Source organism: Streptomyces finlayi, assembly GCF_014216315.1.
Taxonomy (GTDB): Bacteria; Actinomycetota; Actinomycetes; order Streptomycetales; family Streptomycetaceae; genus Streptomyces; species Streptomyces finlayi_A.
The window spans coordinates 682,827-693,741 of record NZ_CP045702.1 but is presented as its reverse complement, the minus strand read 5'-3'; the positions used below and the strand labels follow the sequence as shown (position 1 = coordinate 693,741).

The following is a 10,915-nucleotide window of genomic DNA, read 5'->3' as shown; positions in this document are numbered from 1 at the left end:
CAGGAGAGATGCACGAGTACGAGCACGGCCGGTACGACCTGTTGGTCGTGGGGTCGGCCAACGCCGACCTGGTGATCGGCGTCGAGCGCCGCCCCGCACCGGGCGAGACCGTGCTCGGCTCCGACCTGGCCGTCCACCCGGGCGGCAAGGGCGCGAACCAGGCGGTCGCCGCCGCCCGGCTGGGCGCCGGTGCCGCCCTGCTGGCCCGGGTCGGTGACGACGCCCACGGCCGGCTGCTGCTGGAATCGCAGCGCGCGGCGGGCGTGGACACCGCCGGTGTCCTCGTCGGCGGGGCGCCCACCGGAGTCGCGCTGATCACCGTGGACCCCTCGGGCGACAACAGCATCGTGGTGTCGCCGGGGGCCAACGCCCGGCTGACCCCGCAGGACGTCCGGGCCGCCGGGTCCCTGCTGGCAGCGGCGCGGGTCGTCTCCGTACAACTGGAGATTCCCCTGGAGACAGTGGCCGAGGTGGCTCGTACCGTCTCATCGGACACCCGGTTCGTACTCAACCCCTCGCCGCCCGCACCCCTGCCGGAACAGGTGCTCGCGGTCTGCGACCCACTGGTCGTGAACGAGCACGAGGCGCTGTTCATCCTGGGCGGCACGGCGGGGGACACGCCGGAGGACCGGGCGCGGGGGCTGCTCGCTCTCGGCCCGCGGTCGGTCGTGGTCACGCTGGGGGCGGCGGGCGCGCTCGTCGCCGACAGCCGTACGGGTGACCTCGTACGCGTACCGAGTCCGAAGGTCGACGCCGTGGACACCACGGGGGCCGGTGACGCCTTCACCGCAGCCCTGGCCTGGCGGCTCGGCCGGGGCGAAGGGCTTCTGGAGGCTGCGGAGTTCGCCGTTCAGGTGGGCGCGGCGGCGGTCACCCGCAAGGGTGCGCAGGACTCCTTCCCGACGGCCGACGAGGTGTCCGCGCTGTGAAGAGGTCAGGCATCCTCAACCGCCATCTGTCGGGCGGGCTGGCCGAGCTGGGCCACGGAGACGGGGTCCTGATCTGTGACGTGGGGATGTCCATCCCGCGTGGCCCGCGGGTCGTCGACCTGGCGTTCCGGGCCGGGACACCGTCGTTCGCCGAGGTGCTCGACGGGCTGCTCGCCGAACTCGTGGTGGAGGGAGCGACGGCCGCGCACGAGGTACGGGAGGCCAACCCCGGGGCCGCACGGCTCCTGGAGGAACGGTTCCGGGACCTCGCGTTCGTTCCGCACGAGGAGCTGAAGGCGCTCTCCGCGGGTGCCCGGCTGGTGGTGCGGTCCGGGGAGGCCCGGCCCTATGCGAATGTGCTGCTGCGCTGCGGTGTCTTCTTCTGACGCCGGTTCATGGCTGCTACTCCCGCCTCACGCCCGCTCGATGAGCTGATCGCCCCGGGACAGCGCGTCCACCAGTGCGGCCAGCCCCGCGGCCAGGGCGGTCAGGCCGGAACCGGCCGGGCCCCCTGGCTCCCGCATGTACGCATCGCGCCGGATCTCGATCATCAGCGGGGCGGCCCATAAAGGGGTTCCTTCGGTGTGACTCGCGGCGGGGTGGCGCGGACAGCGGCGGGGAAGGGGCGGCGCACTGTGCCCATTCCCCACCGTGTCCGACTATCCACCGGCTGTCTTACTGCCCGGACGCGACCACCGGGTAGTGATCCGAGAGGTTCGTGTACGTGTACGTGGTGCCCCAACTGGAGACGGACCAGGGGGCGCTCCGTTCCTTGATCACCTCGTTCTCCCAGCCGGACGGCTTCACGTGCCCGGCGCGGTGCAGGACGTAGTCGAGGTCCTCGCGCGGGTCGTCCGGGTAGCGCTCGGCGGCGATCGAGTTGTCCTGGGTGTCGAACGAGTAGAGGTGACCCGTCCGGGCGTCCGTTCCGGCGAGACCGGCGTCGGCGAGGAGGGAGGTGTACTCGGCGGAGTGCGAGTCGACGTTCAAGTCACCTGCGACGATGACCTGTTCGGATGCCGGGATGTTCTTCGCGTCGAGGAACGCGTCGATCTGCTTGAACTGGAGGCTGCGCTTCTGCGCCGCCTCACCGGCCTTGCATCCCGGGTCGGTCGACTGCGCATGCGTTCCCACGACGTGGACGCGGGTGCCGTTGACGTTCAGCGCCGCATAGGCGAAGCCCTTGTTGGACCACCAGTCGGCGCCGCAGGCGTCCTTGAAGATGTGCTGCTCCTTGCGGATGACCGGCCACTTGCTCAGGACGGCGACGCCGCCGTCCTCCGGTGTCGTCGAGGAGTAGGCGCCGCCCGTCGCGTCCCAGCCGCTCGTGCTCCGGCCCACCACCGGCGTGCGGTACGGGTACTCGGCGGAGGCGTTCCGCATGAGCGCTTCCGATGCCCCGTTGTCGAACGCCTCCTGGATGACGACGACATCATTGCCGCGGAAGAACGACGCCTTCGGAATCTCCACGGCGCGGTGGTCCTGACCCCAGTTGGGGTAGAGGCTCTTGCTGAAGATGAACGTGTTGTACGAGAGCACGCGCAGCGAGGGCGTCTCGGCGGCCGAAGCGGCCGAGGCGGGCGGAGCGGCGACGCCGAGCGTCACCGCGGCGAGCGCGGCGGACAGCGTCATGCCCGGGAGGCGGCGGAGCGAGGAGTGTGACACGAGGGTCTCCAGGTGATGCTGAGGGTGGGGTAGACCGGCGACACACATCCAATCAGCGGGAGTTACTTGCGGGTAGACCTTGGATGGACCCGATCTGTCGATCCGTACACAACCGCGCCAGGTCGGCCAGCAGGTCCTCGGCCACATGCTCCTCGAGGACGGCCGTTCCCCTGGCCGCGAGGGCCGGAGCCAGTTCGGCGTCCCAGGGGGCGGCGGTGATCCGGCCTGCGGCGGGGCCGGACGGCGCGTGGGCGTGTGCCGCCAGGAAGTCGGACGTGGACATGCGCCACAGCGTGGCCGTGCTCCGGGCCAGGACGTGGGCGGCGATGCGCAGGCCCTCCCCGTCGAAGTCGCCGTGGTAGCGCAGCGGTGCACCGGCCTCGGCGAGACGGTCGAGCAGGAGGATCACCGCGCTGTTCGGCCAGCCGGAGGTGCAGACCAGGGGCGGGCAGGCAGGCCCGAAGCGTTGAAGGGCCAGGGCAGGGATGCTCGGGTTCTCCGTGAGGTGCACGGCGGTGGGCGGGAAGCGCAGGTCGCCGGGGTCGCGCAGCTGGGCCAGGGTGAGGTGGGTGGCGTGGCCGGCTGCGGAGAGCGCGGTCAGGGCGCCGGCCACCGGACCTCGGCCTGCCGGGCGCAGACCCGCGGTGAGCACCGTCGTGGACAGCGCGTCGTCGGCGAGTCCGGCGCGCGACCACAGCGCGCGCCGGTCCGCCGCCGTCTCGGGGGCCGCGGTGCCGTAGAGGGCGGACAGGGCGCGCAGCACCAGGGAGGAGAGGCGGGTGCCGTCGTCCAGTGCGTGGGAGTCGTCGAGGATCCGGGTGGCGAAGACAGGCAACGGCTCCCCGCAGGCAGGAAGCCCGGCCAGGACGTGCAGAGCGTCGTCGAGCGTCCGCCGGGTGGCGGTGACGGAGCCGCCGATCACCCCGGCCCGCCGGACCGGCCCGACCCAGGCGTCGAGCGCCGGCTGCGCCAGGACGACCGGGTGCGTGGCGAACCACTCCCACAGGGCGGCACGCTCGGCGGCGACGGATGCCCGCTCCGCCGTCCGGTCGCCGAGCGGGCCGGCGATCGCGGCGACCACGGACCGGGTGTCCTGGCCGCAGCTGTCGACAAGCGCCTCGTCGAGCCGGGCCAGTGCCACCGTGGGCTGCGGACCGGGAAGCCGGTCGAGGCCGAGGAGGTCCGCCAGCGCGCTCCTGGCGGCCTCGTCCAGCGGGCCGATCCGTACCCGAGTGACCGGCTGCCCGGCGGACAGGCGCGCGTGCAACGCCTGCCACAGCGGCGCCAGTTCGGGACGGTCGAGCGCGTGCGTCACGGCTGCTCCTCGCGCGGCAGCGGCACGCGCGGAGTCTCCTCCCCGCGCGGAAGAGCCTCCGGAGCCTCCTGCGCCACCAGCTCCGCGCCGTTCCACACGAAGCGCGCCGTGGTCACCGCGTCGTCGTCCGGTCCGCCGCCCCCGGTGATCAGCTGGTGCACCGCGATGCCGTCGAGCTCCTGGTACGTGCACCACTCGTGGTCCGACGTGAGCATGAGGTCGAGGTCGAGCGAGCACAGCAGCTCGAAGACCTGGCCCCGGTTGGTGGAGTCGACCCCGACGAAGACCTCGTCCAGCAGTATCAGCCGGGGCGCCTTCGGCACCGCCTGGTAGTGCGCGGCCACCGCCGCGAACAGCGGCAGATGCAGGGCGATGGCCTTCTCCCCGCCGGACAGCGCACCGTGCAGCTTCTTGGTCAGCAACTGCCAGCCCTGACCGTTGGCCCGGTCCAGCTTCACCACGAACTGGTGCCAGGCCGTGTAGTCCAGCACCCGCGTCAGCTGCTCCTCCCAGTTCTTCGCGGTGTCGGACGCCTTGGCCTCCTCGACCCGTTCGCGGAAGAATCGGTGCAGTGCCTCCCGGTCCCCGTCCGACATCCGCACGGGGTCCTTCAGCAGCAGGTCGCGGGCTGCCCTGGTGCCGGGCGGCAGCCCCGGATCGACCTGCCACACCAGACGTACGGCCACCCGGGACGCCGTACGCACGCGCTCCAGGCGGGCGTTCATCGCGTCGACCAGCTCGTTGGCCTGCCGGATGCGTGCCGCGAGATGGCGGCGGGTGTTGCCCGTGAGAGTGCGGTCGAACAGCTCGCGCTCATCGCTGGTGATCTCGTCCAGGCTCCGGTCACGCTCCGCCGTCAGCGCGATGAGCAGACCCGCCGCGCCCATGCGTACGCCGTCCATGGCCGCCGACAGCACCTGAACGTCGTCGTGCGTCTCCATCGCGAGGTCGGCCCGCTCGCCGAGTGCCTGGCGGCTCATGTGGACGGTCTCACTGAGCCGCCCGAGCGCGTCCGCGACGTTCTTCGGCTCGTAGGGGACGGACGGCCAGAGCGCCCCCAGGGTGCGCGCGGTCTCCAGCGTGGCCTTGGTCCCCTCACCCGCCCGCACCTCGGCCTCGGCGCCCGCGTCGGCGGGGAATCCCAGCCGCAGCAGATACCGGAACCGGTCCGCGGCCGCGTCGCGTGCGGTCACCGCGGCGTCACGGTGCTCCGCGGCGGCGGCGCGCTCACTGTTCAGTGCGCCTATGCGCCCCTCGACCGTCCGCAGCAGCGAGGCGCAGTCGCGCAGCCGGGACTGTGCGCGCCGGTGCGACTCCCGCATCTCGTCGATCCGGGCGAGCGTCTCCTCGTACTCCGCCCCGATGGTGTGCTCGAACTCCTCCAGCTGCGCGGCGAGCGCCCGCGCCGTCGATGCCGCGCGGCCCGCCTCCTCCTCGTGTTCCTGGGCGGCCCGGCCGGAACGCTCGGCCCGGGACCGCAGCTCCAGGGCCGTACGCCGCTCCGAGGCCAGCTGGACATGGGCCAGGAGCCACTGACTTCCGGTGTCCTGCAGCCCCTGGACCGTCTCCGCCACCGCGCGCAGTGCCTGTACGTCGGCAGGCAGCCGGTGCTCGGACGCCACGTGGTCGAGTCCGTCCTGCGCCACCCGGGCGGCCGACTCGCACCTGGTGAGCCGCGCGACGGCGTCCCGTACCGCGTCGTCGCGGGCCTCGGTGACCGACTGGGCCCGGTCGAGGTCACGTTCCGCCTCGGTGACGGCCCGGTGACCGGGGCGGCACCGCCGGTCGGACTCCAGCGTCTCCCGTCGGGCCGCGACCGCCGCCAGTTCCGCTGTCAGCCCGGTGAGTGTGTGGTCCACAGCGCCGATGGCCTCCGCCAGTTCGGCGATGCGGCGCTCCCGGGACCTGGCCCGTGCCGAGGCCCCGATGTAGGCGACGTCGGACTTGGCCCAGCTTCCCGTGGCGCTGGCCAGCCGCCAGGTGCCGTCCGCACCGACCGCGGCGCCGTGCTCCGGGGGCAACGTGTCCCCGTACGCGATCCCCGTCAGCAACTGGCCGATGCGCTCCGCCGACACGGGGGCACCGGGCTCGGGGCGCAGCACCTCGCCGAGATGGCGGCCCGGGGCGGGCTCCGCCCACTCCGCCTCGGCGAACGTGTCGTGGCCCAGCGCGAACGCGCCCCCGTACGGCGCCACCCACGCGTCCAGCAGCCCGCTGGCCTCCAGCGCGGCTTCGACCGCGCTGCGCGTGGCCGCCGGCACCGCGTCGTGGAAGCCGACCAGCTTCCACAAGGGAGCACCGGACAGCCTGGAACGGTCCGCGGTACGGAACGCCGGTGTGGGCGGCGGCAGTTCAGCGACCTCCCGCAACCGTCCGGCCTCCGCCGCCAGCGCCTCCCGCTCCGTGCGGGCCGTGCCGATACGGGCCGTGACCGTCGCCTCGGCCGTGGTCAGGGCGTGCTCGACCCTGCGGGCGGCGGCGTCCACGAGCGCCAGCACCTCGGTCTCGGCGGCTGCCCGGCCGGCCAGTTCCTCCACGGCGCTCTCGTCGAAGGAGAGTTCCCCGCACCGCCGCGCCCATTCCCGCAGCCGCTCGGCCTGCGCCCCGGCCGCCTGCTGATACCGGTCAGCGGCCTGTGCACGCTGCTCGGACGCCGCGGCGAGCCCGGCGCGGGAAGCCTCCACGCGCTCTTCGGCCGACGTGCGTTCGGCGAGGGCCGCGCGCAGCACACCGAGTGCCTCGCGCACGTCCTCCACCTGGCTCCGCCGCCCCCGCACCGCACCGTGCAGAATCTGCCCGGCCCGGTCGGGGTTTCCCGCTTCGAGTGCGCCGCTCACCTCCGTACAGGCGGCGGACATACCGGCCCGCCGGGCCACCTGCCAGGAGTCGCTTTCGGCGAGGCGGACCCGTTCCGCCTGCGCGTCCGCCGACTCCAGCGCCCGGGCGTGACGGGCCTCGTCCTGATCCGCGGTCGTCCGGGCCGCGTCGGCCGCCAGCTGCCGCGCCTCCGCGTCCCGGTGCGCCTCCGCCGCCCGCTGACGGCGCTGGTCCAGGTCCTGTCCCTCCCGGTACGCGTCGGACTCCGTCAGCACCTCGATCCTCGCGACGAGTTCGGCGCCCGATGCCTCCGTCTCCCGCTGCTCCTCCTCGGCCTTCTCCCGCTCCGCCACGGCAGCACGGAACTCCTCTTCGCACTCCGTGGCCGTGCGCGTGCGGTTGTCCATGTCGGTGGTGGCCGAGATCAGGGCGGCGGCCCCGGCACGCAGCACCCGCTGGGCGTACGCGCGCTGGCGGGCGCCCAGTGCCTGCGCGGCCCGCACCTCGTCCTCCAGCCGGGCCAGGTGCTCGCGGCGACGGTCCAGCCGTTCGAAACCGTCGGCCAGTTCGGAGATCTCACCCTGGTCGAGCGGGGGCAGGGCGCGCGACAGCAGTTCCGAGAGCAGTGAGGGGTCGAGGCGCTGGGACAGCTTCGGTGTGCGCAGCTGGAGCAGTGCCGTGATCAGGGCGTTGTAGCGCTGCTCGCTCAGGCCGGGGAACAGGGTTTGGCGCACGGTGTCCCGGTAGTCGGACGCCGACGCGTGCACTTCTCCGTGCCCGGACAGCTCGGCCGCGAGCGCCGCCTTCGTCAGGGGCTGCCCCGAGTCGTTGACGAGGGAGAGGCCGCCGGGCACACCGACCCGGCTGCGGCTGGTGAAGAAGTCGGTGGTGACGGTCGTGGTCCGCTCCCCGGCCTGCAGACGCGCACCGATGGTGAGGAACTCCTCGGCACCACCTTCGCCCGCACCACCTTCGCCCGCACCACCTTCGCCACGCTCCGACCGGAACTCGAGCCACACGTATCCCACCCGGGTGAGCCCTGTGGCGCCCTCGCCCATGAGGTTCCAGTGCATGGTGCGTTCCGAGCCGCCGAAGGTGGACAGCCGGTGGGGGCGCAGGCTCGCGTCGAAGAGGAACGGCAACAGGACTTCCAGCGCCTTCGACTTCCCGGTGCCGTTGGGCCCGCGCAGCAGCAGGCGCCCGCGGTGGAAGGTGAACACCTCGTCGTAGTAGCGCCACACGTTGAGCACGCCGGCCCGGGTCGGCTGCCAGCGCTCGCCGGGGCCCGAACCCCCGGAGGCGGAGCCGGGGGCGCTGAGGGGGAGTGCGGTGACCGTCATGCGGGGTGTTCTTCCTTGAGAGTGGCACTGGTGACGCGGTAGCGGGCGGCGGCCGGTCTGGGCACGACCCGGCCGCCTTCGCGCCGTACGAGCCGGAAATCGGCCAGGACCCGCACGGCGTCGTCGGCGAGCGCCGCCGCCCCGCCCTCCGTCCGGTACGCCTTGCCCCAGCGCGGGAACCGGTCCAGAATCCGTTCCGCCTCGACCGCCAGCTGCTCGGGGGCGCACCCGGCGGGCGCGGCGTTCAGCACGTCCAGGAGCAGCAGCGCGGCGACCTTGGCGTGGTTCGCGTCGTCGGGGAATTTGCTGTCCGTGGCGATGGCGTCCGGATCGACCAGCATGAACCCTTCGGCCCGCTCCTCCAGCACGAAGCCCGCCTGTTCGGCGGCCCGGCGCAGGATCTGACGACCGGTGGGGGAGGCCAGGTAGCCGAGCTCGGCCTCGGACAGCTCGTCGCGGTGCAGCACCGGCTGGTCCAAGAGGCGCCGCAGCACCGAGTGCCGCAGCCACAGATTGCGCCGGACCGGCGAGAGCGGCGTGTCCGGCTGTGCGTCGTCCGCCGCGTCCCCGCCGACGGGGAGCCCGTACCGCCGCTCCTCCACGAGTCCGGTGAGCAGCTCTTCGAAGCGGGCCGGGATGTCGGCTGCCGGCACCGCGATCCGGGACGGCCCGCACGGGGCGGCGAGCAGCCGCATCAGCACACTCGAATCGACCCGGTAGAGCACCTTCGCCTCGACCGATTCGGCGAAACTGTCCGTGGCCCCGTCCACGGTCTGCAAGGCCCCGTACGACTCCAGCAGCCGAAGGACGTCGACGAACGCGACGCGCTCCGCACGCTGCGCCGTGTCGAACGCGGACAGGGCCTCGTCCGCCGAAGCGGCCTGCACGACCCGGTCGGCCAGCAGCCCGATCGTGGTGACCGGGACGGACAGCAGCTCGGCGGCGGTGAGGCACAGCAGGACGTACCGCCGCCGGTCGAACGGCGCCCTGCCCGCCCGGGTCCGCCGCGCCGGACGGGACGCGTCGGCCTCCGCGTTGAACTTCAGCAGCCGGGCGTACCCCAGACGGGGTTCGACGGCCAGCGTCCAGCCGCAGTGGTAGTCGAACCAGTGCGCCAGCGGGTCGCGGCGGCGGCGCACCAGATCGAACACCACCGGGTCGGCGCGCTCGGTGAGCAGGGGCCGCACCAGCAGCGTTCGGATGCAACGGGACATCTCTTCGCGCTCGGCCACCACGAGCTGGTTGGCGAAGTTGCTCATCCGGCCACCACCTCCCGGTCCATGACGTCGAAGGCTCCGGAAGCGCCCACCGTGTGCACTTCGATGACGTAGTCCGGACAGCTGAGCGCCCCTCGCGCGGTCCGCAGGACAGCGGGCGCCCCCTGCGGATCGGCGGGGGGCCGCAGCACGACCTCGACCCGCCCGTCCCCGGTCACCGAGCGGCGCGCCCCAGTGGCGTCGGGACGCACCGCCAGCGCCCGGCCCAGCAGATCGAGGAGCCGTTCGAACACCTCGTGGTCGAGCGCCCCGAACCGGGAGAGGCGAACCGGAGATTCGGTACGCAGCAGACTCCACGCGGCTTCCAGCTCGGCCCGCTCCGCTCTCGCCCGCTCGGCCCGCTCCGCCTTCAGCGCCGCCACGTCCCGCACCCGCCCGGTGCGGGTGAACCTCTCCGTACGGCCACTGGTGCGCAGCAGCGCGGATACCTCCACGGGCGGGGCGTCACGCCAGCTCTCGGTGGCGGAGACGAGCTCCGGGTCGGCGTGCGCGAGATGCGCGTGGCGCGACGGTCCGAGCCCGAAGGCCGTCGCCCACAGCCGGTGCAGACCGTCCTCGCCGGGGGCGGCGGCGAACCAGCGGGCCAGCTCCCGGAAATCCTGCACCGCACCGGTCGACCTGCGCCGCGACTCGGTGATCCGGTCAAGCACCTGGAGCAGAGTGACGATGGCGCGGCGTGCCACGTGGTGCAGCTGCTCCACCCGCGGGGGCGAGCCGTCGACGGGCAGGAACCAGGCCCGCAGCCCGTCCCAGCGCGCCTGACGGCGGGCCAGCCACGCGGCTGCCGGATCGTCCCCACCGGCCGGCGGCAGCTCGGCCCCGCGCAGGGCCCGCTCCCAGAGCGTCCGCGGACCGTGCTCCTCGACCCGCGCGACGGCCGCCGACACGGAGTGCGCCCGCTGATCGAGATTGGTGAGGAACTCCTGGAGATAGGCGACCGTGGCGCCCTTCACCTCATGGAAGGTGGACAGCTCGGCACCGTCGGTCCGCAGCAGCCGCTGGAGCTCACCGTTGAACTGCTTCGTGTTGCCCCGGAGGGCGTCCAAGTGCCCCTCCAGCTCCTGCAGAGTGGCGAATATCCGCCGGTCTCCGGACGCCGCGTCCTGCGCCAGCCGGTCCAGTTCCTCCAGCCGGTCCGCGATCGCGTCGAGCACCGCCGTCTGCAGCGCGCCGGTCGACACCAGCACGGAGAGGGCGTGCTGCACCCCGGCGAAGGCCGCCTCCCCGCGCCGGGTCAGCGAATACTGGAGGTTCCGCCGCTCGTACTCCTCAGCGGTGCGGTAGTTCTCCGCGTGGTTCTGGATGACGTCCAGCAACTCCCACTCCCGGAGTGCCTTCAAAGCGCCCGTGAGGTCGTCGTCCGTCAACGCGCCGAACCACCCGACACCGCGCAGCTGCTCCCGCACGTCGTCGAGCCCCAGCGCCGTCACCAGGCGTTCGTTGGCATCGCCGAAGGTCTGCAGAATCGCCGAGTACAGCGGTGCCCTGTCGCCCATGGTGAACCGGAACATCTCGGCCGGGACCCGGTGTGCCGTTGCCACTGCTCGCTCCCTGCTCCTTGCTGCGCCCCGA

General features: G+C 73.0%; 8 protein-coding genes. 2 read left to right on the top strand and 6 right to left on the bottom strand.

What is annotated here, in order from left to right:
- Positions 1-8: 8 nt before the first annotated feature.
- Both F0344_RS03385 and rbsD read left to right on the top strand, forming a co-directional pair.
- Positions 9-929 carry a ribokinase gene (locus tag F0344_RS03385; RefSeq protein WP_185297341.1) on the top strand — a complete coding sequence of 307 codons (921 nt, stop codon included), beginning with the start codon at positions 9-11 and terminating at the stop codon, positions 927-929.
- Positions 926-1,315: a D-ribose pyranase gene (gene rbsD, locus F0344_RS03380; RefSeq protein WP_185297340.1), complete on the top strand. Its 390-nt coding sequence runs from the start codon at positions 926-928 to the stop codon at positions 1,313-1,315. Before F0344_RS03385 ends, rbsD begins: the two co-directional genes overlap by 4 nt.
- 27 nt (positions 1,316-1,342) lie before the next feature.
- Here rbsD and F0344_RS03375 read toward each other — a convergent pair whose 3' ends face one another.
- The 6 genes from F0344_RS03375 to F0344_RS03350 form a co-directional block, all read right to left on the bottom strand.
- Positions 1,343-1,480 (bottom strand): hypothetical protein, encoded by a 138-nt coding sequence (locus tag F0344_RS03375; protein WP_185303023.1) that lies wholly within the window; start codon positions 1,478-1,480, stop codon positions 1,343-1,345.
- 124 nt (positions 1,481-1,604) lie between these two features.
- A complete protein-coding gene (gene sph / locus F0344_RS03370; protein ID WP_374940060.1) occupies positions 1,605-2,642 on the bottom strand; it encodes a sphingomyelin phosphodiesterase in 1,038 nt (345 codons plus the stop codon).
- A 4-nt stretch (positions 2,643-2,646) separates the two neighbouring features.
- Positions 2,647-3,909 (bottom strand): TIGR02679 family protein, encoded by a 1,263-nt coding sequence (locus F0344_RS03365; protein WP_185297338.1) that lies wholly within the window; start codon positions 3,907-3,909, stop codon positions 2,647-2,649.
- The gene (locus tag F0344_RS03360) at positions 3,906-8,066 is read right to left on the bottom strand and encodes a TIGR02680 family protein (RefSeq protein ID WP_185297337.1); all 4,161 of its coding nucleotides are present in this window, start codon (positions 8,064-8,066) and stop codon (positions 3,906-3,908) included. Before F0344_RS03360 ends, F0344_RS03365 begins: the two co-directional genes overlap by 4 nt.
- Positions 8,063-9,325, bottom strand: a complete 1,263-nt coding sequence (locus tag F0344_RS03355; RefSeq protein ID WP_185297336.1) for a TIGR02678 family protein — start codon at positions 9,323-9,325, stop codon at positions 8,063-8,065. The genes F0344_RS03360 and F0344_RS03355 overlap by 4 nt, the downstream gene beginning before the upstream one ends.
- Positions 9,322-10,854, bottom strand: coding sequence for a TIGR02677 family protein (locus F0344_RS03350; RefSeq protein WP_185302494.1), 1,533 nt, complete (start codon positions 10,852-10,854; stop codon positions 9,322-9,324). Before F0344_RS03350 ends, F0344_RS03355 begins: the two co-directional genes overlap by 4 nt.
- Between the last annotated feature and the right edge of the window lie 61 nt (positions 10,855-10,915).